This window comes from Hyphomonas adhaerens MHS-3, assembly GCF_000685235.1.
Classification (GTDB): domain Bacteria; phylum Pseudomonadota; class Alphaproteobacteria; order Caulobacterales; family Hyphomonadaceae; genus Hyphomonas; species Hyphomonas adhaerens.
The window spans coordinates 365,940-390,845 of sequence record NZ_ARYH01000003.1; the positions used below are offsets into that span (position 1 = coordinate 365,940).

The 24,906-nt window shown below is 62.1% G+C and carries 24 protein-coding genes; 5 read left to right on the forward strand and 19 right to left on the reverse strand.

Going from position 1 to position 24,906, the window contains the following annotated elements; translation table 11 throughout:
- Position 1 precedes the first annotated feature (1 nt).
- The 13 genes from HAD_RS16050 to HAD_RS16110 all read right to left on the reverse strand — a co-directional run bounded on the left by HAD_RS16050 (position 2) and on the right by HAD_RS16110 (position 12,996).
- Positions 2 to 1,372 carry a M16 family metallopeptidase gene (locus HAD_RS16050; protein ID WP_035573457.1) on the reverse strand — a complete coding sequence of 457 codons (1,371 nt, stop codon included), beginning with the start codon at positions 1,370 to 1,372 and terminating at the stop codon, positions 2 to 4.
- Between the two features lie 45 nt (positions 1,373 to 1,417).
- Entirely contained in the window at positions 1,418 to 1,912 is a 495-nt protein-coding gene (locus tag HAD_RS16055; protein WP_051596390.1) for a DUF3035 domain-containing protein, read from the reverse strand.
- Between the two features lie 21 nt (positions 1,913 to 1,933).
- Positions 1,934 to 2,464: a signal peptidase II gene (lspA, locus tag HAD_RS16060; RefSeq protein ID WP_035573458.1), complete on the reverse strand. Its 531-nt coding sequence runs from the start codon at positions 2,462 to 2,464 to the stop codon at positions 1,934 to 1,936.
- A gap of 58 nt (positions 2,465 to 2,522) precedes the next feature.
- Positions 2,523 to 5,501, reverse strand: a complete 2,979-nt coding sequence (gene ileS, locus HAD_RS16065; RefSeq protein WP_035573460.1) for an isoleucine--tRNA ligase — start codon at positions 5,499 to 5,501, stop codon at positions 2,523 to 2,525.
- Between the two features lie 182 nt (positions 5,502 to 5,683).
- On the reverse strand, positions 5,684 to 6,193 hold the full coding sequence (locus HAD_RS16070; protein WP_035573461.1) for a type III secretion system chaperone family protein: 510 nt from the start codon (positions 6,191 to 6,193) through the stop codon (positions 5,684 to 5,686).
- 115 nt (positions 6,194 to 6,308) lie between these two features.
- Positions 6,309 to 6,866, reverse strand: a complete 558-nt coding sequence (locus HAD_RS16075) for a YbjN domain-containing protein (protein ID WP_035573463.1) — start codon at positions 6,864 to 6,866, stop codon at positions 6,309 to 6,311.
- A gap of 87 nt (positions 6,867 to 6,953) precedes the next feature.
- Positions 6,954 to 7,877 carry a riboflavin biosynthesis protein RibF gene (ribF, locus tag HAD_RS16080; RefSeq protein WP_035573465.1) on the reverse strand — a complete coding sequence of 308 codons (924 nt, stop codon included), beginning with the start codon at positions 7,875 to 7,877 and terminating at the stop codon, positions 6,954 to 6,956.
- The gene (locus HAD_RS16085; RefSeq protein ID WP_035573467.1) at positions 7,878 to 8,309 is read right to left on the reverse strand and encodes a MaoC family dehydratase; all 432 of its coding nucleotides are present in this window, start codon (positions 8,307 to 8,309) and stop codon (positions 7,878 to 7,880) included.
- A 56-nt stretch (positions 8,310 to 8,365) separates the two neighbouring features.
- Positions 8,366 to 9,229, reverse strand: a complete 864-nt coding sequence (locus HAD_RS16090; RefSeq protein ID WP_035573468.1) for a TIGR01459 family HAD-type hydrolase — start codon at positions 9,227 to 9,229, stop codon at positions 8,366 to 8,368.
- 32 nt (positions 9,230 to 9,261) lie between these two features.
- Positions 9,262 to 9,747 carry a hypothetical protein gene (locus HAD_RS18220; protein WP_051596391.1) on the reverse strand — a complete coding sequence of 162 codons (486 nt, stop codon included), beginning with the start codon at positions 9,745 to 9,747 and terminating at the stop codon, positions 9,262 to 9,264.
- Between the two features lie 85 nt (positions 9,748 to 9,832).
- A complete protein-coding gene (locus tag HAD_RS16100) occupies positions 9,833 to 11,062 on the reverse strand; it encodes an EAL domain-containing protein (protein WP_035573470.1) in 1,230 nt (409 codons plus the stop codon).
- A 349-nt stretch (positions 11,063 to 11,411) separates the two neighbouring features.
- Positions 11,412 to 12,146 carry an MBL fold metallo-hydrolase gene (locus HAD_RS16105; protein WP_035573472.1) on the reverse strand — a complete coding sequence of 245 codons (735 nt, stop codon included), beginning with the start codon at positions 12,144 to 12,146 and terminating at the stop codon, positions 11,412 to 11,414.
- Positions 12,147 to 12,162: 16 nt separating this feature from the next.
- A complete protein-coding gene (locus tag HAD_RS16110) occupies positions 12,163 to 12,996 on the reverse strand; it encodes a fumarylacetoacetate hydrolase family protein (protein WP_035573473.1) in 834 nt (277 codons plus the stop codon).
- 123 nt (positions 12,997 to 13,119) lie between these two features.
- Here HAD_RS16110 and HAD_RS16115 point away from each other — a divergent pair, with 123 nt between their 5' ends.
- The 4 genes from HAD_RS16115 to HAD_RS16130 all read left to right on the forward strand — a co-directional run bounded on the left by HAD_RS16115 (position 13,120) and on the right by HAD_RS16130 (position 16,510).
- Positions 13,120 to 14,787 carry a DUF262 domain-containing protein gene (locus HAD_RS16115; protein WP_162177530.1) on the forward strand — a complete coding sequence of 556 codons (1,668 nt, stop codon included), beginning with the start codon at positions 13,120 to 13,122 and terminating at the stop codon, positions 14,785 to 14,787.
- A 99-nt stretch (positions 14,788 to 14,886) separates the two neighbouring features.
- A complete protein-coding gene (locus HAD_RS16120) occupies positions 14,887 to 15,654 on the forward strand; it encodes an SDR family oxidoreductase (RefSeq protein ID WP_035573474.1) in 768 nt (255 codons plus the stop codon).
- Positions 15,654 to 16,025 carry a tRNA-binding protein gene (locus HAD_RS16125; protein ID WP_035573476.1) on the forward strand — a complete coding sequence of 124 codons (372 nt, stop codon included), beginning with the start codon at positions 15,654 to 15,656 and terminating at the stop codon, positions 16,023 to 16,025. The genes HAD_RS16120 and HAD_RS16125 overlap by 1 nt, the downstream gene beginning before the upstream one ends.
- Positions 16,022 to 16,510, forward strand: a complete 489-nt coding sequence (locus HAD_RS16130; RefSeq protein ID WP_035573477.1) for a PaaI family thioesterase — start codon at positions 16,022 to 16,024, stop codon at positions 16,508 to 16,510. The genes HAD_RS16125 and HAD_RS16130 overlap by 4 nt, the downstream gene beginning before the upstream one ends.
- Here HAD_RS16130 and queA read toward each other — a convergent pair.
- The 6 genes from queA to ssb all read right to left on the reverse strand — a co-directional run bounded on the left by queA (position 16,499) and on the right by ssb (position 23,449).
- The gene (gene queA, locus HAD_RS16135; protein ID WP_035573479.1) at positions 16,499 to 17,554 is read right to left on the reverse strand and encodes a tRNA preQ1(34) S-adenosylmethionine ribosyltransferase-isomerase QueA; all 1,056 of its coding nucleotides are present in this window, start codon (positions 17,552 to 17,554) and stop codon (positions 16,499 to 16,501) included. The two genes, HAD_RS16130 and queA, sit on opposite strands and share 12 nt — an antisense overlap.
- A gap of 54 nt (positions 17,555 to 17,608) precedes the next feature.
- On the reverse strand, positions 17,609 to 18,526 hold the full coding sequence (locus HAD_RS16140; protein ID WP_241765395.1) for a peptidylprolyl isomerase: 918 nt from the start codon (positions 18,524 to 18,526) through the stop codon (positions 17,609 to 17,611).
- Between the two features lie 108 nt (positions 18,527 to 18,634).
- Positions 18,635 to 19,132 carry a pantetheine-phosphate adenylyltransferase gene (gene coaD / locus HAD_RS16145; protein ID WP_035573480.1) on the reverse strand — a complete coding sequence of 166 codons (498 nt, stop codon included), beginning with the start codon at positions 19,130 to 19,132 and terminating at the stop codon, positions 18,635 to 18,637.
- A 42-nt stretch (positions 19,133 to 19,174) separates the two neighbouring features.
- Positions 19,175 to 21,967: a DNA gyrase subunit A gene (gene gyrA / locus HAD_RS16150; protein WP_035573482.1), complete on the reverse strand. Its 2,793-nt coding sequence runs from the start codon at positions 21,965 to 21,967 to the stop codon at positions 19,175 to 19,177.
- 147 nt (positions 21,968 to 22,114) lie between these two features.
- Positions 22,115 to 22,954: an OXA-1090 family carbapenem-hydrolyzing class D beta-lactamase gene (blaOXA, locus tag HAD_RS16155; protein ID WP_084332020.1), complete on the reverse strand. Its 840-nt coding sequence runs from the start codon at positions 22,952 to 22,954 to the stop codon at positions 22,115 to 22,117.
- A 12-nt stretch (positions 22,955 to 22,966) separates the two neighbouring features.
- The gene (gene ssb / locus HAD_RS16160) at positions 22,967 to 23,449 is read right to left on the reverse strand and encodes a single-stranded DNA-binding protein (RefSeq protein ID WP_035573774.1); all 483 of its coding nucleotides are present in this window, start codon (positions 23,447 to 23,449) and stop codon (positions 22,967 to 22,969) included.
- A 282-nt stretch (positions 23,450 to 23,731) separates the two neighbouring features.
- Here ssb and HAD_RS16165 point away from each other — a divergent pair, with 282 nt between their 5' ends.
- On the forward strand, positions 23,732 to 24,823 hold the full coding sequence (locus HAD_RS16165) for a phosphatase PAP2 family protein (protein ID WP_035573487.1): 1,092 nt from the start codon (positions 23,732 to 23,734) through the stop codon (positions 24,821 to 24,823).
- Positions 24,824 to 24,906: the final 83 nt, after the last annotated feature.

A 24,906-nucleotide genomic window follows, 5' to 3' on the forward strand; every position in this document is an offset into this window, starting at 1 on the left:
GTCAGTTTCCCTCCTCGGACGGCAGCAGCTGCGCCTCGATGAAATGCCTGTCTGGCCCGAAGATCTTGCGGACCGCTGCGATGGCCTCGTCCGGCGTGATCGCGCGGACCTCATCCGGGTAGGACAGGACATCCTCAATCGTGCCGCCGATGGCCAGTGTCGAGCCGAACACGTTCGCCATGGTTGACTGGCTGTCACGGGAATAGATCGCGGTCGCCGCCAGCTTGTTCCGCGCCCTGACAACTTCCGCCTGCGTGAAGCCCTCTTCGAGCGCGAGTTCGACTTCGGCCATCACGGCGGTTTCAAGCTCATCCATGCTGACGCCGGGCGCCGGGCTCGCCGAAATCACGGCGGGGCCGGGATCGTGCAGGTCGGACCAGGCATAGGAGGACACGCTGATGGCGAGCTGTTGCTGCTCCACCAGCGACTGGTAGAGCCGGCTGGTCATCCCGCCGCCCAGGACTTCAAGGCCAACTTCCAGCGCATAGGCTTCGTGCGGCGTGCGGATCTGCGAGACACCGTTGTAATAGCGGCTCCAGACCGGCTGGCGGACTTTCGGATCGGCGTGGACGATCAGGTCGTCTTCGGTCAGCAGCGGCACGTCGCGCCATTTGCGCTGGCCATGGGCGGTGCCGGTCGGAACGATCTGGCCATAGGTCGCTTCCGCCAGCGTGCGAACTTCGTCTTCGCTGACATCGCCAGCGACAACGAGGATCGCGTTCTCCGGACTGTAGTATTCGTGATAGAAGTTCAGGCCGTCTTCCGGGGTCAGCGCCGCGACTTCGTCCATGTTGCCGATGACAGTGATTTCGTACGGATGGCCTTTCCAGAGTTCGGAGAGCACCTGTTCCTGCAGGATGACACCGGGATTGTTATCAATCCGCTGGCGGCGTTCTTCTTTCACCACGTCGCGTTCAGAGATGAAGGCGCCTTCGGGGTCGTCATCAATAACGAGATTCACCATCCGGTCGGCTTCCAGCTCCATCATCGTGCCGAGCTGCTCCTTGGCGACCCGTTCGAAATAGGCGGTGTAGTCCCAGCTGGTAAACGCGTTCGACTGGCCGCCATTGCGGGAGACGATGGAATCGAACTCACCCGGCGCCAGCGTGTCGGTCTGCTGGAACATGACGTGTTCGAACAGGTGGGCAATTCCACTCTTGCCGGGGGCTTCATCGACCGCGCCGACCTTGTACCAGACCATGTGCGTGACGACCGGCGCCCTGTGGTCGGGGATGACCACGACCTGCATGCCATTGTCGAGATGGAAGGTGGTCGGGGTCCAGGATTGCGAAGGCTCCGCCGCTGTGTCGGCCAGGGCCGGCAAGGCGAAGACGGCGAGGGCCGCAAGCCCTCCGGTCAAAATCCGTTTCATGAGCTTGTTCCCTTGCAAGAATTGGAAGTCCGGCACCCGGCCGGATCAGGTTCCCGGAAGTTTCACTCGCGGCTTGGCCGTGGTGCTCTCGATGGTCACTGGCGCGCTGCCGGTTGCGTTGTCCGTCGCCGCGGATTCGGCATCCTCGGGATTGTCCTTCCGCCAGAACAGGATCCGGTCGGAAATGCTCCGCGATTTGCGGATCGTCTTGAACTCTTCATAGTCGACTTCGGTCCGGATCATCGGGCTGACGGCATTGGCATCCGCCGCCGCGACAAGGGCCCGCTCGGAGGCGCTGGCATTCACGCCAAGCGTTGAGCCGAATGCCGACGCATTGTCGTTCTGGGCAGCTTCCACTTCAGCCGGGACAGCCTGGCCAGCCCCCGGCGGACGCAGCGAATAATCCGGCGGCACGATCAGCGGCGCCTTGGTCACCACCCGGAACTCGTCCGGCGTGCGTGTTCCGCGTGCTCCACTGGAACAGGCCGTTGTCGCCAGGCACACGGCGCCCAGGGCCAGTAGGGAAAGCTGCGTCTTCATTTGGCGTCCTCGCCTCTAAGTTTAGGATGGCCGGTCCGGATTCCCGGATGGCTTTCTTCCTGACAGTACGAATTGATCGAAAAACAGCAAGACCGCGCCAACACTGATCGCAGCGTCGGCCACGTTGAAGACCCACGGGAAATGGAGCGCGCCGGCATTGATGAAGTCAACAACCGCGCCGAAACGCACCCGGTCGATCAGATTGCCGAATGCGCCGCCGATCACCAGGGCCAGCGACAGTTTCAGGAGCCGCCCCTCCGCCACCAGCAGCCAGCGCAGGAAGCCCAGCGCGATGGCCAGCATGACCGCCGCTAGAATCCAGCGGCCGATGCCCTCGGACTGGAACATGCCGTAGCTCATGCCGCGGTTCCACACCATCGACAGGTTGATCGGGCCGGGCAGCTCAATCGTGCCGCAGGCAAAGGTGTTCTGGAAGCATTCCATGGCCCGCAACTGTTCGTTCGCCAGAACCATCGACTTGGTCACCTGGTCTGCGATCAGCGTGACCGGGATGATGGCCAGGGGCCAGACCTGAGCGGGTTTCAATTGCATGCGGGGAGATTGCATCCCGTCCCGGCCAGATCAAGCGATTCCGTGCAGGTTGGTCCCATCACTCGCTGTGCGTCGCGTCCCAGGCTTTCACCGCCAGCGCATCGCGGGGGGTGATGTCCGGAAACTCCGGATCTGCGAGGTCAGGATCAAAATACTTCCAGCTGCGCCGGCATTTGATGCCCTCGGCTTTTTCCGGATAGACGACCACGCCGGGCGTATCGTCCAGCGTGAAGCCGCCGCCCTTGCCTTCCAGCGTGTGGACCAGTTCCGCACCGGATGTGATGAACAGGTCCGCCGGATCTTCGCCATCGAACGCCTTCACCAACGCCTCATCCGCAATGTGCACAACGGGCGCGGCCTCCAGCGAGGCGCCGATCCGCTTCTCGCGGCGTTCCACTTCCAGCGCGCCGGTAACGACGCGGCGGACGGTGAAGATCTTTGCCCAGCGTTCGGCGAGCTCCTCATCTCTCCAGTTTACCGGCGTAAACGGGAACAGGAGCAGGTGGACCGACTCCGCCTTGCCGCTGAGATGGCTTTCGAGGAAGGCCTCTTCCATCGTGAACGGCATCACTGGGGCAAGCCAGGTGAGCAGGCGCTCAAGCACGGCGGCCATCACCGTGCGCGCGGCGCGGCGGCGATTGCCATAGACAGCCGTCGCATCGTCCCACGCATCCATCGTGCTGAAGCGCGGGTCGCAATAGAGGCTGTCTTTCCGGATGTCGAAGTAGACGGCCGACAGGTCCACGCCCGCGAAATTGATGAGCAGGCTCATCACACGCTTGAAGTCGTAGACATTGTAAGCGGCCTTCACCTGCGCATCGAGTTCGGCGAGGCGGTGCAGCACCCAGCGTTCAAGGCCCGGCATCTTCTCCGGTGCGATCGCTTCGTCTTCCGTCCAGCCGTCGAGCGCGCCCAGCATGTAGCGCACCGTGTTGCGCAGCTTGCGGTAAGTCTCGACCGAGCCCTTGATGATCTCGTCGGAGATCCGCAGGTCTTCAGTATAGTCGCCCGACGCCGTCCAGATGCGCAGGATCTCGATCCCGTACTGTTTCTGGATCTGCTCCGGTTCGATCGTATTGCCGATCGACTTGGACATCTTCTTGCCGTCAGCATCGACGATGAAGCCGTGCGTCAGCACCTGTTTGTAAGGCGCCATGCCGCGCGTCGCGCAGCACTCCAGCAGGGATGACTGGAACCAGCCGCGGTGCTGGTCGGAGCCTTCCATGTACAGGTTCGCCTGCCCGGTTTCCGGATCGATGATGCCGCGCTCACGCAGGGCGAAGGCATGAGTCGTCCCGGAGTCGAACCAGACATCCAGAACGTCCGTCACCTTGTCCCATTCATTGGCCGACAGGCCGAGGGGGCCGAGGAAGTCTGCCGCCGGTGTATCGAACCAGGCCTCGACGCCGCCCTTGGCGATTGCGGCCTTGATGGCGTCGTTCAGCGCATCCGCCTGCTCTTTCGGCAGCGCAGCGGTGTGCGGCTGGCCGGTCTTGTTGACGAAGATCGTGATCGGCACGCCCCAGTTCCGCTGGCGGGAGATCAGCCAGTCCGGGCGGCCTTCCACCATGCTCTGCAGGCGGTTTCGGCCGGCAGCCGGGAAGAACTCGGTCTCGTCGATGGCCTTCAGGGCATTCTCGCGCAGCGTCTTGCCGTTCGGGCCGGGCTTGTCCATCGAGATGAACCATTGCGGCGTCGCCCGGCGGATGACCGGCGCTTTGGAGCGCCAGGAGTGCGCATCGCGGATCGTGGTGATGCCGCGCGCCAGCAGATTGCCGCTCTCGGCCAGCGCCTTGATGACTTCCGGGTTCGCCTTGCCCGGCTCGCCGCGCTTCTTGCCGCTGGTGCGGATGATGTCCATGCCGCCAAAGCGCGGCACGTCCGGCGTGTAACAGCCATCGGCATCGACGATCTGGCGGATGTCAGATGCCTTGTGGCCGGACTCGACCCAGACATTGAAGTCGTCCTCACCATGCGCAGGCGCCGTGTGCACAAAGCCCGTACCGGCATCGTCGGTGACGTGCTCGCCAGCGAGGAGCGGGATGTCATGGGCGAAGAACGGGTCCATCTCATGCAGCGGATGGGATAGCTTGCCCAGCGCCGCCGGATCGACATCTTCAAGACGTTTGAAGGACGAGACTTTCGCCCCATCCATGACAGATTGCGCCAATGCATCGCCAAGGATCAGCTTTTCACCCGGCTTGGCGTAAGGCGCGAAGCCGAGCTCTTCCTCGCTCATCACCGTCTCGACCTCATACAGGCCATAGGAGATTTCAGGATTGTAGCTGACGGCCTGGTTGGCCGGGATCGTCCATGGCGTGGTGGTCCAGATCACAACGCAGGCGTCTGACCCTTCGACCGGAAACTTCACCCAGATCACCGGCACCTTGCGGTCGTGATATTCGACTTCCGCTTCGGCGAGCGCGGTGCGCTCCACCGGGCTCCACATGATCGGCTTGGCGCCGCGGACCAGAGAGCCGGTCATCGCCATGCGCAGGAATTCGCCGACGATGGAGGCTTCGCTCTCGAACTTCATGGTCAGGTAGGGATTGTCCCACTCGCCCTCGATGCCGAGATTGCGGAACTCCTTGCCCTGGATCTCGACCCATTTTTCGGCGTAGGCGCGGCAGGCGGCGCGGAATTCTCCGGGCGGCACGTCGTCCTTCGTCTTGCCCTTTGAGCGGAACTCTTCTTCGACTTTCCATTCGATCGGCAGGCCGTGGCAGTCCCAGCCCGGCAGGTAGGCAGCATCGAAGCCCGCCATCTGGTGGCTGCGGACAATGATGTCCTTGACGATCTTGTTCATCGCCGTGCCGAGGTGGATGTGCCCGTTCGCGTAAGGCGGGCCATCGTGGAGGATCCACGGCTTCGCACCGCGTTCCTTCGCATCGGCGCGCAGGCGCTCGTAAAGCTTCAGGTCATCCCAACGCTTGATCCAGTCAGGCTCACGCTTGGGCAGGCCGCCACGCATCGGAAATTCCGTCGCGGGCAGGAACAGGGTGTCGCGATAGTCTCGGTCGGTCAGGGAATCGGTCATGGATCTTCAGTGTGAACGGATTGGGAGAGGAATTCAGGGCTCAAAAAGCAAATCCCGGCCTGGCCCAGACCCTTCGGTGGGGTCAGCGCGCAGCCGGGCGGCTAATTCGAATTGTGAATATCCGGTCCATCGGCAAGCGCCTTAACAGGCAGAGGTTAACCTGTCACTAGGGCGATGATGCCTCAGCGGGGCGCAGACGCCGTTGCCTGCGGCGGACCATAGGCCAGGCGTTCAGCCACTTTCGAGCACAAGGCATCGAATACGGCGGCATTCTCAATCAGATTGCCCCAGGTGATGCCCCGGTCCAGAATCACATAGCGTGAGACATTCACCGTATCCTGGTCGGCCTTGTAGACAGAGACGGCGCTGAAGGCGCGGTCGACCTCCGTGACCTGCTCGTAGGACTGTACCGAACCGAACGCCGCCATGAACTCCACACCGCGGCAGTCAGAGGCCGCCTCGTCGGCACAAACCGAATAGATGCCAAGAGTCAGGCCATCGGGCAGCCGCGCAAACACGAACGGCGCCCCCATATCATTCTGCCCAGCGGCGAGGAACGTTCCGCCCATCTCATCGACGATCAGGCGAAGGTCATCCAGTTGAACATTGCGAATCACGACATCCGGCGCACGGGCCGGACGCGGCGCGTCTTCCGGTGATTGCGCCAGCGCACTGCCGCATCCCAGAGTCATGAATCCAGCTGCTGCCAATGCCTTGCGCACACTTCAACCTCAGACTGCCATACATCCCCAGTAAGGAGATTATTGCCAGTTTTAGATGTCCGCAATGTGGCAGTAGCGGGGCATGTTATTCGCTGTCTTCCTCGTCGTCGTACAGCCAGTCGTAATCATCATCGGCGGGCCAGACGACATCTGCGACAAGCGGCCCGAGGGCGAGCGCATTCTGCAGGTTTACCTTCAGGTTTTCCATGCTCTGGCCGCCATCGAGAATCAGGTAGCGGGTCGTGCCGACCGTCTCGCCTTCCTTGTCCCACCAGGTCGAGACAGCCGCAAAGGTCAGGTTGGCCTGATTGATCTTCTCGGCGGTCACCAGCTCATCGTCGTCGTAGCGCACCTGCACCATCATGCCGAGGCAGTCTTCGGAATATTCCGACGCGCATGCCGTGCCGATGAGGTGGAAGATCAGCCCGTCGGGGGTTGTGGCGCGAAGGGACACGTCACCATCGCCGCCAACTTCGGTGATCGTATGTCCTTCAGCGACGGCTAGCGCCTTGAGGTCTTCAAGGTTCACACTCCGCACGACGCGAGCGTCATCCGCCAGCGATGTGTCGGCGCTGAAGTCTTCAGCCGACGCTGTAAAGGATGCGGCGACTGCCAATGCCGCCACGGCAAGGAAAGTACGCATGGGAAACTCCCTCTGTTTATGCCCCCGGGTTGTGGCACCAGCATGGCGGGCGCTGGGAGGCATGGAAAGAGGTGATTCCAATAAAATCTATCGTTTTGCGAGACGTTTGCGCGCTTCTGCAGCGTCTGCGTGCATCGCTTCAACCAGAGCATCCAAATCGTCAAATTTCAGCTCTGGCCGGATAAAGGAGACCAGCTGGACCTCCAGCCACTTGCCATAAAGGTCGTCGTCGAAATCGAAAATGTGCGTTTCGAGCAGCGGATCGCGGATGCCGGTCGTCGGCGTGCGGCCGAAATTGGCGACGCCATCCAGCCAGTCGCCCTGCTGGTCTATTCGCGCCCGCACCGCATAGATTCCGTGGCGTGGGTGGATCAGGTCGCCCAGATGCAGGTTGGCCGTCGGGAAGCCCAGCGTGCGCCCGTTCTTCTCGCCGCTTTCAACCACGCCGTCGGCAATCCACCAGGTGCCAAGCAATTCAGCCGCGACCTCCGGCTCACCGGCGTGCAACGCCTGCCGGATGGCCGTCGATGACGCCTTGCCTTCCAGCTCGATCACTTCCTCGACGATTGTCACGCCGAACCCGAGCGCGCGGCCAAGGCTTGCCAGACGCTGGGCATGGCCCATGCGGCCGCGGCCAAAGCGGAAATCGAACCCGACCGAGACATGGCTGACGGCCAGCCCGTCGACCAGGACTTCCCGGACGAAGCTCTCATCCGTCATCGAGGCCATTTCGCCATTGAACGGCAATTCGAAAACAACGTCCGCCCCGGCAGCGAGGATCGCATTATTGCGCCGTTCGGGCCGGAAAATGCGGAAAGGCGGGTCGCTGGGACGGAAATAGGCGCGGGGGGGCGGTTCGAACGTCGCGACGGCGAACTTGCCGCCGCCCGCCTGTTTCGCGGCCTCCATCACGGCCTGGTGACCGGCATGGAGGCCATCGAAATTGCCGAGCGCAACCGAAGTGCCCCGCGCGCTGGCAGGCAGACCCCGGTAGTCGGCATAAACGGCCAATCAGGCCTCCCGGCTCGGCGCGACCACTTCGGCATCACCGGTAATGACACGCTTGCCGTCCACAATACATTCGATCTTGAGAACGATGCGGTTGCCGCGGTCAATCTTCTCGGCAACGGTCGCCCGGGCGGTGACCGTATCCCCGATATAGACCGGGCGGCGGAACCGCATGTTGAGCCCCACGAAAATGGCACCCGGCCCAGGCAAATTATTGCCAAGAATGCCGGAGATGTAGCTCGCCGTCAGCGCGCCATGGGCGATGCGCTTTTCGAACATGGTCGTGGCGGCGTATTCGTCGGACATATGCAGCGGGTTGAAATCGCCCGAGACTTCCGCAAAGCGCTGGATGTCGTCCGCAGTGATTTCGTGCACGGTCTCGTGCGCCTGCCCGATTTCAAGGTCTTCATATTTGAAGCCGGTAAATTCAGTCATGCCGGGGATACTCCGATTCTTTCGACGGGCTTCGTTACACGCCTAAAAGCGGCGCGTCACCACCTTAAGCCCGACATGGCCCAGGTCGCCTGCTCTCCATATGCGGCCAGCAGCTCGATGACTTCCTCTTCGAACTGCTCGCCATGCTCCTTGATGCCGGTGCCGACATACAGGCTGTCAAAGCCTTGCACGCTCGCGCCGCGGACATCGGTGCCCGGGCTGTCGCCAATGCAGAGGATGCGGGACCTGTCGGCCGGCTTGCCATCCGTCAGGGCTTCGATCCGCTCGAGCGCAAGCTGATAGATCGGCGGATAGGGCTTGCCGGAATAGATCACCTTGCCGCCCAGGTCTTCGTACACGTCCGCCAGTGCACCGGCGCACCAATAGAGTTGTCCGCCCACGCGAACCTGCTTGTCCGGATTGGCGCAGATCATGGGAATGCTGCGCGTCACGCCGGCTTTCAGTTCTTCGCGGTAGTCTTCCGGGTGCTCGCCGACATGGTCGCGCAGGCCGATGCAGAGCAGCATGTCGGCGTCGTCGGCGTCAGTGAAATTCAGGTCCAGCCCTTCATAGAGGTGACGGTCATGTTCCCAGCCGCCATCGGCGCCAAGGCGCCAGACGGCCTTGCCCTGGAACCGGGCCAGTTCCGCCCGCGTCGCATCGCCCGAGGAGACGCAGTCGTCGAACGCGGCCTCCGGTACGCCCAGCGGCGCGAACAGGCGTATCACCTGCGCCTTCGGCACGGGCGCATTGGTGATCAGGCACACATGGCCGCCGTCTTCGCGGAAGCGGACCAGCGCGTCGCACGCATCCTTGAATGCGCTGCGGCCATTGTGGATCACGCCCCAGACGTCACACAGGATCGTGTCGTAGCGGCTGGCGATTTCGGAGAGCCCTTGCGGGAATTGCAGTGCGGTCATGGGCGGCGAGGTAGGCTGCGCAGGCGCCGCGGTCAATCGCCGGACTTGCAGTCGCTGGCCGGCAATGGGTTCAGGATCCACTGCACAGCGGTCGGGATCGAGGTCGCGTTGGCGTAGTAACAGCCTTTCACGCGAGTCACATGGCCGGGATCATCGCCGTCCGAATATTGCGGGGCGTAGTCGCACGAGACGAGATTGGCCGCGTGCCGGTCAGGCGACCCGGGGCGGACATTCAGCAGCAAATGATTGGATCCGGTCGTGATTGAGACCGACTTTGCGCTGACTTCGCCATGATGATCGCAGACCATACCGGACCATGAGCCGTCTTCCCGCTGCAAGGACGGATCAAGCGGCGGCGCAATGGTGAGATCCAGCCAGACCGGGCCCTCAGCCAAGTTCTGGAGTGCTTCGGGTGCCTCGAACTCCGTCTCGCCTAGAAGGCTGGCGACGACCTGCTGCACCTCGGCCAGAGCGTGCCCGGCGGGCCAGAGTGCGAGAGCCAGGATGAGCGCGCGCATGGGCAATCCTCCGCTTGAGTGCGGAGGACAGGGAATACCGGGATTGGGGCGATTTGAAGGACGCGGCCTTCTGGAAAAAGGAGGCTCAGCCGAAATTGGTCATGCGCTGGACCATCTCCCGCGGCGGGGCGGTTTCCTGCATCAGCGAGGCCTTGATGGGGCGCGGCGCGCCGAAGACATGGCCCTGGCCATAGGGAATTTCGTATTCGAGGATTTCGACGACGCTGGCCTCGTCTTCCATTTTCTCGGCCACCATAGTGATGCCATAGCGCGAGAACACGGCGGAGACTTCCTCGCCATCGACGCGGCGATTGATCGAGGAAACCGGACGCGGGCCCGCCGGATCGCGCAGCTGGTCGATCAGGGCGGCGCCATTCATTTTCACGAAGCGTACCCCCGCCGACTGCAGGCGCGGCAGGTCGAGGCCGAGGTCCGGGGCATGGTCGATGGAGAAGCGGAAGCCAAGCTCTGTCAGCTTGTCCATATTGTCCCGCATCGTGCGCGAGCGCGTCTCGAACCGGTCGGCCCGGATCTCGAAGATGACCGCGCCGGAGAGGTCCCGGTTTTCGGTCATGAATTCAAGGAAGAACGGGAAGAAGGTCGAATCTTCCAGGGAGCTTGCCGCGATGTTGCAGAAGACACCGACGCGGCGATCGCGCTCTGCCAGGCGGCGCACGATCTGCACGCAGCGGAACAGGGTGAAATTGTCGATCTGGCCCATCAGGTTTGCGCGGCGGCCCGCATCGAGGAACTCCGCCGGCAGGATCAGCGACCCGTCCGGACGGCGCAGGCGGGTGAACCCTTCATAGAAGGAGACGCGGCGCTGCGGCAGCGAAACGATGGGCTGCAGGTGAAGGTCGACACGGCCATCCTTCAGCGCGTCGCGGACATCGCGGAGAATTGCGTCTTCCTGCGGGGCGACAATCTTGGCGCTGGAGGTTTCGGCAAGCCGGGTTTCGAAACTGTGCGACAACCGGTCGATCAGGCCTTCCAGCTGCTTCATCTCGGAGACGAGCGCATCGCGCCGTTCGGTCAGCTCGTGCTTGACGGTTTCCTCGACCACATCGGTGCGGGCCTCGACGACGTCCATCCGGCGTTCGGCGTCGCGGTTCTCTTTCTCGATGGCCTGCATGCGCGCATCAATTTCGCGCTTCGAGCTGCCATTGGAGACCAGGACGTGAATCTGGCTGAGAACTGCTGTCGTCAGGACGCCTGCGCCCACAGAGAGCGGCAGGCCGAGCTGCAGCATGGTGGCGCTGGCGTATCCAGCTGCGCCGCCGGCTGCCATGTACAGCAGGAACAAAAGAAACGTCATTAGCTCAGCACCCGAAACTATTCGTCAATCTTAACAGATAAGCCTCAGAAGTTAACGAATTGCTTGGATGTGGCCCAATTTGGGTGGTCCGGCAATCCCGCCGCTCATTGTTGCGGCAAGGTCACATGCACCGCCCGTGTCACAAACGGATACAATCCGTAACTGGACAGCCCGGCACGCGACCGATAGCCAGAAGATACAGACCCGGCACCGCCGGTCCGCGGCCATCTTATTGGCCGGAGCGGGGGCTGTCTCGGGGGAGACTCGGGGCGCGCAGAAATGTGCGCCCCGGTCCTTTATCCGGCTCCCAAAATTTCTCGCGACCGCACCTTTGATACCGGGCCGTTGATCACGGCGCCGCACTGGCGCCCTGCACCAGATACTGGACGTCCTGAAGCGGCCATGCGTTCGGGGCCTCCTCGCCGCAGGCCAGGGTAAACGCATCCAATTCGTTGAATTTGACGGCGAGGGTCATGCCGCAAGGCTGCAGCACGGCCCGCTCGCCGCCATAGTCTACCCAATACCCGGCCCGCCCGTCCGAGGCTTCGATCTTGGTGACAACAAGGTCGCCGGTATTGAACACATCGGTTTTTGCGTCGCCTTCACCGGGCAGCACGCCCAGCAGCGCTGCGCCGAAGCCGCCTTTCGGCGATGTTTCGACAAAGATCTGCGCATCCGACAGTTCATACGCCTTGTTCAGCGCCGCGATGACTTCCCGCGTTCCGGAGGGCCCGCCAACCGCCAGAGGTCCCTCGCGTCCGGCCGTCCAGCCTGCATTGCGCACTTCATCCAGCCCTTCGAGATCTGGCCCCTGCAGCGAGAACAACAGAACGGCATCAAGGCTGGCCAATGTGTCGCCCGGCATCGACTTGCGGAGGCCGGATGGCGTGCCGAACAGGACCCGCTTGCCGCCAGCGACAACCAGAAGGCACGGCGCATCCTCTGAGGAAGCGGCGCACGGCAGCAGGGCGAAATCTGCGCTCCGCACATCATCGGGCGAAACCTGACGGCTCGCGCCCTGCCCGCCGCTGCACGCCGCCAGAAATATCGAAACAAGGATTGCGAGAACGCTGGCGCGCGGCACGGCGAAACCTCCCGGATCAGCCGATCACTGTGGCCCCCGGCTCTGTCACGATTTGTTGCTCGATGTAACCCAGCGCGTCGATCTCGACCCGGACCCGGTCCCCGGCCTTCAGCCATTTCGGCGGATCGAAACCTGCGCCCACACCCGCGGGCGTGCCGGTGAAGATCAGGTCGCCCGGCTCCAGCGTAAACGCCGCCGTAAGATGGGCAATCTGCGAAGGAATGTCGTGGACCATGTCTCTGACATGGCCGGATTGGCGCTGCTCACCATTTACGAAGGTCCGGACTTCCAGGGCGGAAAGATCGTCGATTTCATCCAGCGTCACGATGGCCGGTCCGACAGGCGCGTGCGTATCGAACCCCTTGCCCATGATCATGGTCTGGCTGGCACGTTGCCAGTCACGCACCGAATAGTCACAGCCGATGGTGACGCCCGCGATGATTTCGAACGCCCGCTCGCGCGGCACATGGCGCCCGCGCTTGCCGATCACAACGACCAATTCCCCTTCATAATCAAGCTGTCCGGAAACCTTCGGAAGGTCTACGTCAGCATACGGATCATTGATCGAGGTCACCTGCTTGTTGAACCATTTCTGGACTTCCGGTTTTTTCGTGTCGATGAAGCTGACGCTTTCCGCGGCATGCGCGGCATAGTTCACGCCGATGCCGAGAATTTTCCCGGGCCGCGCGACAGGTGACAGAATTTCGATACCGGAAAGGGGGACAGGCGCCCCATCCGGTTCGCCGGACAGCGCTTCAGACAGATCGCTCCCCCGAATGGGGGTTACGGACTGCGCAGAAAGTATTCCATATCGAATGGAGTTTTCATACCGGAACCTGATCAAATGCATATCGTTACCCTCTCGTCACACTTCAGCCAGAAACACACTTCACGCGGTTCATCTCGCGTTGTGACGTGGGTTGGCAAGAGCTAGTCAGAAGACAGACACGGGGGCTCCAGAATGGACAACGGCATGGATCAGGGAATCGACCTCGGCGTCAGGGCGCAGGAAAGCTCGGTGAGAGTGATTTTTGCGCCGGGCGAGCAGCTCCAGATGCCGCCCTACCAGCGCAGCTATTCCTGGGAAGCCCGCGAAGCCAATGAGCTGCTCGGCGACCTCATCGATTCGGTGGAAACGGGCACACCGCACTTCGTCGGGGCGATCGTCCTGATCCACGGCGCCGAAAATGGCGTGCTGGAGATTGTCGACGGCCAGCAAAGACTGACGACGCTGACCATCCTGCTCGCGGTGCTGCGGGACCTCGAACCTGACAAGGCCCGCGCCGCGATGCTGCACGCCCTGATCGCCGACGACGCCCGCCCGATGCTGGGCGAAGGCGCCAACTGGCGGCTGACGCTGAACCATATGGACGGCCCCTTCTTCCGCGACGCCATCCAGACGCCGGGCGCGACGCGGAACCTGGACAAGGAACCGGGCGAAAGCGAAAGTCAGCAACGCATGGTGCGCAACGCGGCGGCGTTCATGAAGCGGCTCAGCGGCATGGACGAGAAGGACCGGCGCGAACTCGCCGATATGGTCATGAACCGCTGTGCGCTGGTGAGAGTTGTCGTGGGTGAAAAGGAACAGGGTTTCAAGGTCTTCCGCGTGCTCAACACGCGCGGCAAGGAGCCGGACGCGCACGACATCATCAAGACAGAGCTGTTCCAGCGCGCCCGCTTCACAGACAAGGAAGCCAGCGCCTATGCCGAGCGCTGGTCGGAACATGAGGCCGCCCTCGGCGGATCGGCCTTTGACGACCTGCTGCGCCAGATCCGCTCCATCTATGACAAGTCGGGCCGCGGCGAACTGATTTCGGCCTTCCCGAAGGCCGTCCTGTCCAAGGTGGATCCGCGCAAATTCCTCGAAGAAGTGCTGCCGCGCTATGTCGAGGCGTACCGGCTGATCACCACGGGCGACGTGCAGGACGGGCCGAACGCGAGAGTCGTCAGCGACAAGCTGAACCAGATGCGCGCGCTGGACCAGAGCAGCTGGCGGGCCCCGGCCCTCAAATTCCTTGTCGAGCGTGGTGTGGATGACCCGCAGGCGCCGGACTTCTTCACCCGGCTCGAGCGCCTGGCTTTCGTCATCATGCTCGTGGTCACCGACCGCGACCAGCGGAACAAACGCTTCAACAAGGTGATGGAAGCCATCACCAATGACCGGACCCTGTTCGCCAAGAACGGGCCGTTGGCGGTAGACCGCTCTGACTCAAAAAAGGCCCGGGAGCGGATGCTGGGCCGGTTTGCGACATTCGCTCAGCGGCGTGCCATGGCGCTGCGGCTGAACGCAGCCCTCGAAGACGGCGTGACCATCCCGCCGGAATCCGATGCTACCGTGGAACACGTGCTGCCGCGCAACATCCATGAGGACAGCCACTGGCTGACCGTCTGGCCTGACCCCGCCAAGCGGCGCGAGCAATGCGATACGCTCGGCAATTTCGTGCTGTTGACCCACAAGGTGAACCAGAAGGCCGACCGGCAGGATTTTCGCGCCAAGAAGGAAGTCTACTTCAATGGCGGCGGCGGTATGGACTTCGCCCTGACCCGCGACCTGCAGGACCAGGATGCCTGGACCGCCGACGTGGTGCGCAAGCGGACCGAGATGCTGGTCGAAATCCTCTGCCAGGTCTGGGGCATCTGAGCCCGGCGCAACGTGTTGCTTTCCCTTGGGACCCCCTAGCGGCGCCCCGCCGGAGGGCTTAGCTTGTGCGTCGATATAAAACACGCAGGGAGCCCCGCCATGAGCTTGTTCGACCTAACCGGCAAAGTCGCCGTCATCACCGGATCTTCCCGGGGAATCGGCAAGGCCATCGCTGAAGCCATGGCAGACGCCGGCGCCAAAGTGACCATCTCGTCCCGCAAGCCCGGCCCGTGCCAGGAAGTGGCCAATGCGATCAATGAGAAGCACGGTGACGGGACCGCCATCGCCGTTCCGGCCAACATCTCGTCCAAGGAAGACCTGCAGGCCATGGTGGACGCCACCAACAAGGCGTTCGGCAAGATCGACATCTGCGTCTGCAACGCGGCCTCGAACCCCTATTACGGCCCGATGAGCGGGATTGAGGACGACGCCTTCGCCAAGATCCTGCAGAACAACATCATCTCCAACAACTGGCTGATCCAGATGTGCGCCCCGCAGATGCGCGAGCGCAAGGACGGCGCGGTGATCATCGTCTCGTCGATCGGTGGCCTGCGCGGCTCGCCGGTGATCGGGGCCTACAACATTTCCAAGGCGGCAGACTTCCAGCTGGCCCGCAACCTCGCCACGGAATTCGGCGTCGACAATATCCGCGTGAACTGCATCGCGCCGGGCCTGATCAAGACCGACTTCGCCAAGGCGCTGTGGGACAACCCGGACACGCTGAAGCGCAGCCTGGCCGGCACGCCGCTGAAGCGGATCGGCGAACCGGAAGAGATTGCCGGCGCCGCCGTCTATCTTGCCTCGAAAGCCGGGGCCTACATGACCGGCCAGATGCTGGTGGTCGATGGCGGGGCCACGTCTACCTGATGCATCTGATCGATACACCGGAAAACGCCCCGGCAGACGAAATCACTTTTGACGACTTCCGCAAAGTGGACATCCGCGTGGGCACCGTGCTGGAGGCCGCGCCGCTGGAAGGTGCGCGCAAGCCTGCCATTCGCATGCGGATTGATTTCGGACCGGGCGTCGGCGTGAAGAAGAGTTCCGCCCAGGTGACGGTGCACTATTCGCCGGACGAATTGGTCGGCAAGCAGGTCGCCGCCGTGGTCAATTTCCCGCCGCGCCAGATCGGCAAATTCATGTCCGAAGTGCTGACGCTCGGCTTTGCCGATACCGACGGCGCCATCGTCATGTTTTCCCCTGACAAACCCGTCCCCAATGGAGCGCGCCTCGCATGAGCCGGACCGAACTTTCAAAGCAGCAGCAAGCCTTTTTCGACCGGCTGAAAAGCGGCGAATGGGAGCTGCCCCCGGGCATCCGCAATCTCGGCATCCGGCCGGACCTGTGGCTGAAAGAGGTCAGCTATGGCCGCACGCTTTATGAGTGGCCGAATGAAGGTGACCGGGACATCAATGATGGCCGCGTTTTCGGCGGCTGGGTCGCGGGCCTCTCCGATCATATCGTCTCCATGACGATGGCCAGCGCGCTGGAAGACGGCGAATGGTTCACCACGATGGAGCTGCAGACTCGCATCCTGCGCCCGGTGCCGCATGGCATCATCACAATCGAAGGCCGCCTTGTCAGCCGCGGCCGGACAACCGGCCTCGTCGAGGCCGACTGGCGCGACGAAAAGGGCCGCCATCTCGCCCGTATCACGGCGGCCAAGGCCATCCGTGAAATGACGGAACTGCGCCCGGATGTCGCAACCCAATTAGGGAAGTAGCAGGCAGGCGTCGCCGTAGGAATAGAAGCGGTACTCGTTCGCGATGGCGTGGGCATAGGCCGCGCGCATGATCTCTGTTCCCATCAGGGCCGAGACCAGCATGAACAGGCTGGAGCCCGGCAGGTGGAAGTTCGTCACCAGCGCATCGGTGCCCCGCACGGCATCGCCCGGCTTCAGGAAGATGTCGGTGGGGCCGGTGGCCGGATGCAACATACCGTCCGTATCCACACAGCTTTCGAGCGTCCGCATGGCCGTGGTGCCTACCGGCACGATCCTGCCCCCGCCAGCCCGCGCGGCATTCAATCGGGCCGCCGTCTCCGGCGTCAGGCGGCGCCATTCCTGGTGCAGCCGGTTCTCTTCCAGCTGTTTCTCTTCCAGCGGCTTGAACGTGCCGAGGCCGACATGCAGGCGCACGGTCTCGCGCACGAGCCCGGCTGCGTCACACTCTGACAGGAGGCGCGGCGTAAAATGCAGACCGGCTGTCGGCGCCGCGACCGAGGCCGCATCTTCGCCCGCAAATTCAGTCTGATAGGTCTCGCGGTCTTTCGCATCGGCCGGGCGGCGGCGCGCGATATAGGGCGGCAGCGGCATGGCACCGTGCCGATCGAGCGCCGCCGTCAGGTCCTCGCCCGAAAGGGAGAAGCGCAGGCCGATCTCGCCGCCGTCATGGTGGCCGGTGATCTCTGCCGTGAAGCCTTCCGCGAAGACGATCGTGTCGCCATCCTTCAGCCGCCTGCCCGGCCGGGCCAGCGCGCGCCAGTTGGCGGCGTCGATCCGCTCGGTCAGATTCACATCGCAGGCAACGTCCTGCCCGATCTCGTCACGCGCCGGGCGCACTCCTTTCAGGGCCGCAGGCAACACCCGCGTATCGTTGAAGACCAGCACATCGCCGGCATTCAGATAGCGCGGCAGGTCCCGCACACTGGCACCTTCCAGCCGCCCGTCCCCGTGCACGACCAGCAGGCGCGCAGAATCCTGCGGCTCCACCGGGCGCAGCGCAATCAGCCGTTCAGGCAGGTCAAACTGAAATTGGCTCAGATCCATGGGGCGCCCGTCTCGCAGAAAGCGGCACGCCGCGCAACAAGACCTATGCAGGCCTTACTCGCTGACAACCGCCGGCACGGACGGCAGCGAACAGACATCAATGTCGTCCTTGTCGGCCACACTGGCCCGGAACAGCGGCCCATCCGTCCGCTCTACCCAGACCTCCGGACGCTCGCCCTCCGGCAAGTCGGCTGCAACCTTCGCCGATGTCAGGATGTCGGGATTGTCGACATGGCCGTCGCGGGCGTCCGAGCCATGCTTGATGGACATAACGACATCTTCCCCCACGACCACGCGGCCCCAGGCGGTATATTTGCGGTCAAGATGTTCTGCCTGGCCGCGCATCAGGAAGAATTGCGAATTGGCAGAGTTCGGATCATCCGTGCGGGCGGTGGAAACCATGCCCTTGCAGTGCGGGATATAGCTCTCGACCATGCCGTCGACCGACATTTCCGCGAAGAAACTCGCCTGCGTCCCGATCGGGAAGCCCTTGATATAACCGAACTTTGCCGTGTCTTCCGGACCGATGGTGGCTTCCAGCGGCATCTCTGCCGGATCACGGCGGAAGGTGAACTCGCCTTCGACATTCGGCAGGCCGGAATCGCGGCCCTTCAGGGCGAAGATGTCTCCGCCCTGCGCCATGAAGTCGTTGATCACGCGGTGAAAACCCGTGCCATCATAGTCGCCGGAGCGGATGATGGTGGAAAACTGCTTATAGTGTTTCGGCGCGATTTCGGGGAAGGCCTCGATCAGGATGCGGCCCTTGTTTGTGTCGAAGATGAAGAGGTTTTCCGGATCCACATGCCGCCAATTGGCCGGGTCCGCCTTGGCTTCGGCCGCGGTGATTTCAGACGGGGCCGCCGGTTCAGTCGCTTCCTGGGCAACCGCCGCGAACGACAGCGCAATGGCGGAGGCCGCGAGGGCCATGGACGCAAATCTCAGGGGCGCAAAATTCAGGGGGGCCAGTTTCATGGTACGCAACGTCTCCATCCGGGCGCACTGCGGCGCCATGTGTTTACCAATGTCAGGCATCACATGTCAGGATTCAACGGTCTGAGGCAGTAGAACTGCCGCGCAGGATCACTTCCCGTATTTTTCCATCAAGGCGCGCTTCACATCCGGCGTCAGGAAAGGCGTGATATCGCCGCCAAGACTGGCGATTTCCTTGACCAGACGGGACGCGACGGCCTGATGCCGCACATCGGCCATCAGGAACACGGTTTCGATATCGGGATTGAGCTGTTCGTTCATCGCCGTCATCTGGAATTCGTATTCGAAGTCCTGAACCGCCCGCAGGCCGCGCACGATGATCTGCGCGCCGCAGGCTTCAGCGAATTTCATAAGCAGGCCATGCATCGGCATGACCTTGATATCCGCCAGCCCCGGCCCGTTCAGCTTCTCGCATTCCGACTGCACCATGGAGACGCGTTCTTCCAAGGAAAACAACGGCTTCTTGGCTTCATTGATGGCAACGCCGATGATCAGCGTGTCCACCAGTTTCCGGGCCCGGTTGATGATATCGACATGGCCGATGGTCGGGGGGTCAAATGTTCCCGGATACAATCCAACGCGGTGCATGGCGGCCCTCCCCGGCCCTGTTAAACGTGCAAACAGCGGCGCTTACTCAGCGCCGCCGTCCTCTTCCATAGCGGTTTCAGCGTCTTCCACAAGGCGGGCAACCGAAACAACGCGCTCGCCTTCTGCCGTGCGGAGCACCCAGACACCGCCTGTCGAGCGGCCTGCAATCCGGATCTGCTCGACCGGCGTACGGATCAGCTGGCCCGCATCGGTGACCAGCATGACCTGGTCGCCATCGTCGACCGGGAAGGACTGGGCCACTTGCTTGACCGGCCCCTTTTTCTTGTCCCGGCCCCAGATGTTCTGGGCGACAAGGCCTTTGCCGCCGCGGCCCGTGACACGGTAGTCATAAGCCGAGGACCGTTTGCCCATGCCGTCGTCAGCGATGGTGAGGACAAATTCCTCTGCGGCGCCGAGCTCAGCCAGGCGTTCGGTGGAGAGGGACGCTTCTTCAACGGCCTCCTCATCATCGTCAGAGACCTCCTCTTCCTCGCCTGTCGCGGCACGGCGCATGGCCGCAGCGTGTTTGAGATAGGCCCGGGCCTCTTCGGACGTGACATCCATATGGCGCAGGATGCCCATGGAAATGACCTCGTCCCCCTCGCCCAGCCGGATGCCGCGCACGCCGGTCGAGTTGCGGCCGGCAAAGACACGCACATCGGTAACCTGGAAGCGGATACACTGGCCCAGCGCCGTGGTCAGAAGGATATCATCCTTCTCGGAACAGATCTTCACACTGACGATGCCATCATCCGCATCTTCTTCCAGCTTCATGGCAATCTTGCCATTCCGATTGACGCGGATGAAGTCGGACAGTTTGTTCCGGCGGACATTGCCCGTCTTGGTGGCGAACATCACATCCAGTTCGTTGCGGGACTCTTCGTCGTCCGGCAGCGGCATGACGCTTTCGATCCGTTCGTCGGCAGCCAGCGGGAAGATGTTGACCAGCGCCTTGCCGCGCGAGTTCGGCCCGCCGACAGGCAGGCGCCACACCTTCTCCTTGTAGACCATGCCGGCCGAGGAGAAGAACAGCATTTCCGTATGCGTCGTTGCCGAGAAGAGCTGGACGACGAAATCGTCTTCCTTCATCGATACGCCGGAACGGCCCTTGCCGCCGCGATGCTGGGTCCGGTAGGTCGACAGCGGGGTCCGCTTCACATAGCCGCCATGGGTGACGGTGACGACCATGTCTTCGACCTCGATCAGGTCCTCGTCTTCCATGTCGATCCCGCCGGCCGTGAATTCGGAACGGCGTGGCACGGCGAATTTTTCTTTCACGGACGCCAGTTCACCCTTGATGATATCGCGGATGCGCGGACGGGACCGGAGAATGTCGAGATAGTCGGCAATCTTTTCGGACAAGCCCTTGGCTTCATTGCCGATTTCGTCCCGGCCGAGGCCGGTAAGACGCGACAGCTGGAGCGCGAGAATGGCGCGGGCCTGCTCGTCCGACAGGTAGATCGTATCGCCTTCGCCCTTGCGCGTGCGCCGGTCGGCGATGAGGTCCAGCAACGGCCCCATGTCCATGACAGGCCACGCCTTGGCAAGCAGCTGTTCGCGCGCCGTGTTCGGATCAGGCGAATGCCGGATGATACGGATGACTTCGTCGATATTGGCCACGGCCATGGCGAGACCGACGAGGACGTGGGCACGGTCGCGGGCCTTGTTCAGGTCATGCTTGGTCCGGCGGACAACGACGTCCTGACGGAAGGCAATGAAGCAATCGAGCACCTTGCGCAGGTTCATCAGCTCCGGCCGGCCGCCATTCAGCGCCAGCATGTTCACCGGGAACGAGTTCTGCATCTGGCTGAAGCGGTAAAGCTGGTTCAGCACCACTTCGGCGCTGGCATCCTTCTTCACCTCGATCACGACGCGAATGCCGTGACGGTCGGATTCGTCTCGCAGGTCTGCAATGCCTTCAACGCGCTTTTCGCGCACCAGCTCGGCGATCTTGGTGATCATCGCGGCCTTGTTCACCTGATAGGGAATCTCGGTGACGATGATGGCCTGGCGCCCGTTGCGGGCTTCCTCGATATCCGTCTTCGCCCGGACGATCACACTGCCGCGCCCCGTCAGCAGAGCCTTGCGGGACCCGGACATGCCCATGATGAGGCCGCCGGTCGGAAAATCCGGACCTGGCACGATTTCGCACAGGGCGTCGTCATCCACTTCGGGATTGTCGATCACTTCGATGGTGGCATCGATGATCTCGCCCAGATTGTGCGGCGGAATGTTCGTTGCCATGCCAACCGCGATACCGCCGCCGCCATTGACGAGGAGGTTCGGGAACTGCGCCGGCAGAACGATCGGCTCCTGTTGTGAGCCGTCATAGGTGTCCTGGAAGTCGACCGTATCCTTTTCGATGTCGGCCAGCAGATGCGTCGCCGCCTTCATCATCCGGGATTCGGTGTAACGCATGGCGGCCGGCGGATCGTTGTCGATCGAGCCGAAATTGCCCTGGCCGTCGACCAGGGGCAGCCCCATGGAGAAAGGCTGCGCCATCCGCACGAGCGCGTCATAGATCGCGCTGTCGCCGTGCGGGTGGAAGTTACCCATCACGGCGCCGACGATATTGGCCGATTTCTTGTACGGCTTGTCCGGCGTGTTGCCGTTGACCTGCATCGCATACAGGATACGCCGGTGCACCGGTTTCAGGCCGTCGCGCACGTCCGGCAGCGCCCGGCTGACGATAACGCTCATCGCATAGTCGAGATAAGAGCTTCTCAGCTCGGATTCGATGGAAATGGCTTCAATCCCGTCCGGCAGGCCGGCGCCGCCCCCACCGCCATTTTCGGGGGTTTCCGGGTCTTCCGGAGGGGTCGTCTGGTCACTCATGAGAAACTCGTGTCTGCTGCAGAGGGCGCGCGGGAATCGCGCATCAGAATCTTTCTATTTGTCTAGCATTTCGAGGCGCCAAAACAAACCTGAAAGCCCCGAAAATTGCAGCGATTTCGGGGTAAAAAAACGTTTTTACAACAAGGCTCAGGGCGCGGGCAGCGCCCCGATATCCACAAGCGCCTGACGGACGGCCGCCGGACGCCTTGGAATGTCCGTTTCCGGGGTCTCGATATCCATGTCGAAGGCGAAGACATAGGTCCCCGGCGCGGCCCCGCCGCCCTGCTCCAGCCAGCCGACATACCAGCCAATGTCCTGCGCTTCATCACTGCTGTACCAGCCGGTTTTGGCATAGAGGCGCCAGTCCTGGCCCGTTTCCGCCAGCATGACCGGAACGGCAAGGTCATAGGTCTGCGCCGAAAGGGGCAGGTCATGCCGCACAAGGCGCGTCAGAAAGGCGACCTGCTCACGTACGGAAATGCTGAGCGGGCCTTTGAGCCAATAGGTCGTGACGTCTTCCGGCGTGCCTGTGTCGGCATTGCCATAGCCAAACGCCGCCAGCCAGCCATGCAAGGCTTCGCTGCCGATGCGCGGTGTGATCGCCTGGTAGATCCAAACGGTCGAATGGCGGAACGCGTCCGCCAGTGTCTGGCTCCTGTTCCAGGCCGGCAGAAATCGCGCCTGTCCGTCCCATTCAAACCATTCGTCCGGGCCGGAAACCGCCCCGGTTTCAATGGCGATCAGCGTATGCGGGATCTTCGATGTGGACGCGGCCACAAAGCGCTCATCGACCCGGGCGCCGCCGCTGGACCAGGTCGCTCCGTCTTCCAGCCGCACGATCAACAGGGCAGACCGCGAAGGGTCCACGCCTGACATTTCCAGAGAGGATTCAACGTTCTGCGGAGGGTTTCCAGACACCTGCGACGCGCAAGCGGCGAGCAGGAAGCCCCCCAGAACCAGAAAAGGCCTGAGCAAGGCTCCGACCATTGCAGGCGGTCCCTAGAACGGGATCTCGTCGTCGAGATCGTGGCTGGCGAAGCTTTCCTGCGGACCGCTCATCTGGCGGGCACCGCCGCCCCCTTGCGAATAGCCACCGAAATCACCGCCGGCAGACCGACCACCGCCTTCGCCGCGACTGTCGAGCATGGTCAGCGTGGAATTGAAACCGCGCAGAACAACCTCGGTCGTGTACCGGTCCTGGCCTTCCTTGTCCTGCCATTTGCGGGTCTCAAGCTGGCCTTCGATGTACAGTTTCGAGCCCTTTTTCACATAGTTCTGAACCACGCGGACAAGGCCTTCGCTGAACACGGCAATACGGTGCCACTCGGTCTTCTCGCGGCGTTCCCCGGTGTTCTTGTCTTTCCAGGTTTCGGACGTTGCGAGCGAGAAGCTGGCGACCTGTCCACCGTTCTGGAACTGGCGAACCTCAGGGTCCTGCCCGACATTTCCTACGAGGATGACCTTGTTTACCGATCCTGCCATGACTTCGCTCCGATCATTCTGCTTCCGAATCAAGTTGCCACCATATCGCCGACGGCTCCGGCTGTCGCTGACGAGTTCAGCGGTATTCACAAAGGATTGCTGCGTCAAGAGAATGTTTCTGTTTTGTTCTATTAGCTGCCGCCGCTCAGCGATCTGCTCCTGCAGCAACCGGACCATGGCCGCCCCGCCTGCAGTGGAAAAGCAAACAGGGGAAGTCCGAAAGTTCAACATTTCGGGGAAGAGCCAAACCGCTTCTTAAGCGAATTCAACTATAGCGGAGCGATGACAAACCGCAGCCTGACCGCCAGCGTTAAATCCCGGTTCCTTGCGGACCGCATGATTCCGGTGCGCCTGGATTTTCGGTTGATGGCAGTTGTTTTCGCAGGCCTGACCGCTTGGCTGCTGCTGGCGATGATCATGAAAAATTTGATCCACGGCGCTGAAGGCTCCGCCGCTTCTGCGACCTCAGCTTATTACAGCTATACGGTACGTAACACGACGCGGTTCTTCGAAGGCGTCATGTTGATCGGCCTCCTGACACTTCTCCCCCAGATCCGCAATGAAGAGCTGAAAGTCGTGGCGCGGCGGATATACTCACGCAACCGCGACGCGCTCACTGCCGCACCATTCATGGTTCTCGCAGGAGTGGTTTCTTTCGGCCTCATGATGTCTTCTTACTCAACGGTGAAGGCCCGGATTCCCTCGATCGTTCCATTTGCGTGGGACGATACTCTGGCCGCGTGGGACGCATCCCTCTTTTTTGGCACAGACCCATGGAAACTGTTTGAGTGGGTCTACGAGATCCCGCCGATCATCATCACGCTCGATTTTCTGTACGATGTCTGGGCAGCGCTCCTGGTGGGCAGCTGGATCACCTGTTTCGTGGCAACCGGGATCGAACGGGCCCGGCGACTGCGATATTGCCTTTCCCTCATGATGACCTGGTTCATCGGCGGCAACCTGCTCGCCCTGTTTTTTTCATCTGCCGGCCCCTGTTTTTATGAACATGTCAGCACAGACCCGGCTCGCTACGCCGACCTGATGACACACCTGCACTCACTACCGGCGCTTCGTAACACCGGGATGCAGGACATGCTCTGGGACACGTTCAAGCAAGACGGGATTGGCATTGGCGGCATTTCCGCCTTCCCCAGCATGCATTGCGCCACGGCCTTCCTCTTCGTTCTCATGTTCGGACGAACACCTGTCTGGCGGACCATCACCACCGCTTATTTCGTGGCCATACTGTTGGGCTCATTCATCCTGGGCTGGCACTATATGATCGATGGGCTCGCAGGTGCCGCAGTTGCTTTCGTATGCTGGAAACTCGGCGGGCTTGCTGTCGCGCGGATCTACCCTCCTGAAGCAAAATAGCTGCTCTCGCAGCGAGGTTCTCTTTTTGTTCTTGCTGTAATTATGGACTCGCAACACACATTGGCTCTAGCAAAGACCCAATA

What these genes read in the sequence shown, in the direction of transcription:
- HAD_RS16050 (WP_035573457.1), bottom strand. Translation starts at nt 1,372, where the DNA reads ATGAAACGGATTTTGACCGGAGGGCTTGCGGCCCTCGCCGTCTTCGCC.
- HAD_RS16055 (WP_051596390.1), bottom strand. Translation starts at nt 1,912, where the DNA reads ATGAAGACGCAGCTTTCCCTACTGGCCCTGGGCGCCGTGTGCCTGGCG.
- lspA (WP_035573458.1), bottom strand. Translation starts at nt 2,464, where the DNA reads ATGCAATTGAAACCCGCTCAGGTCTGGCCCCTGGCCATCATCCCGGTC.
- ileS (WP_035573460.1), bottom strand. Translation starts at nt 5,501, where the DNA reads ATGACCGATTCCCTGACCGACCGAGACTATCGCGACACCCTGTTCCTG.
- HAD_RS16070 (WP_035573461.1), bottom strand. Translation starts at nt 6,193, where the DNA reads ATGACTCTGGGATGCGGCAGTGCGCTGGCGCAATCACCGGAAGACGCG.
- HAD_RS16075 (WP_035573463.1), bottom strand. Translation starts at nt 6,866, where the DNA reads ATGCGTACTTTCCTTGCCGTGGCGGCATTGGCAGTCGCCGCATCCTTT.
- HAD_RS16085 (WP_035573467.1), bottom strand. Translation starts at nt 8,309, where the DNA reads ATGACTGAATTTACCGGCTTCAAATATGAAGACCTTGAAATCGGGCAG.
- HAD_RS16090 (WP_035573468.1), bottom strand. Translation starts at nt 9,229, where the DNA reads ATGACCGCACTGCAATTCCCGCAAGGGCTCTCCGAAATCGCCAGCCGC.
- HAD_RS18220 (WP_051596391.1), bottom strand. Translation starts at nt 9,747, where the DNA reads ATGCGCGCGCTCATCCTGGCTCTCGCACTCTGGCCCGCCGGGCACGCT.
- HAD_RS16100 (WP_035573470.1), bottom strand. Translation starts at nt 11,062, where the DNA reads ATGACGTTTCTTTTGTTCCTGCTGTACATGGCAGCCGGCGGCGCAGCT.
- HAD_RS16110 (WP_035573473.1), bottom strand. Translation starts at nt 12,996, where the DNA reads ATGCATTTGATCAGGTTCCGGTATGAAAACTCCATTCGATATGGAATA.
- HAD_RS16115 (WP_162177530.1), top strand. Translation starts at nt 13,120, where the DNA reads ATGGATCAGGGAATCGACCTCGGCGTCAGGGCGCAGGAAAGCTCGGTG.
- HAD_RS16120 (WP_035573474.1), top strand. Translation starts at nt 14,887, where the DNA reads ATGAGCTTGTTCGACCTAACCGGCAAAGTCGCCGTCATCACCGGATCT.
- HAD_RS16125 (WP_035573476.1), top strand. Translation starts at nt 15,654, where the DNA reads ATGCATCTGATCGATACACCGGAAAACGCCCCGGCAGACGAAATCACT.
- HAD_RS16130 (WP_035573477.1), top strand. Translation starts at nt 16,022, where the DNA reads ATGAGCCGGACCGAACTTTCAAAGCAGCAGCAAGCCTTTTTCGACCGG.
- queA (WP_035573479.1), bottom strand. Translation starts at nt 17,554, where the DNA reads ATGGATCTGAGCCAATTTCAGTTTGACCTGCCTGAACGGCTGATTGCG.
- HAD_RS16140 (WP_241765395.1), bottom strand. Translation starts at nt 18,526, where the DNA reads ATGAAACTGGCCCCCCTGAATTTTGCGCCCCTGAGATTTGCGTCCATG.
- coaD (WP_035573480.1), bottom strand. Translation starts at nt 19,132, where the DNA reads ATGCACCGCGTTGGATTGTATCCGGGAACATTTGACCCCCCGACCATC.
- gyrA (WP_035573482.1), bottom strand. Translation starts at nt 21,967, where the DNA reads ATGAGTGACCAGACGACCCCTCCGGAAGACCCGGAAACCCCCGAAAAT.
- blaOXA (WP_084332020.1), bottom strand. Translation starts at nt 22,954, where the DNA reads ATGGTCGGAGCCTTGCTCAGGCCTTTTCTGGTTCTGGGGGGCTTCCTG.
- ssb (WP_035573774.1), bottom strand. Translation starts at nt 23,449, where the DNA reads ATGGCAGGATCGGTAAACAAGGTCATCCTCGTAGGAAATGTCGGGCAG.
- HAD_RS16165 (WP_035573487.1), top strand. Translation starts at nt 23,732, where the DNA reads ATGACAAACCGCAGCCTGACCGCCAGCGTTAAATCCCGGTTCCTTGCG.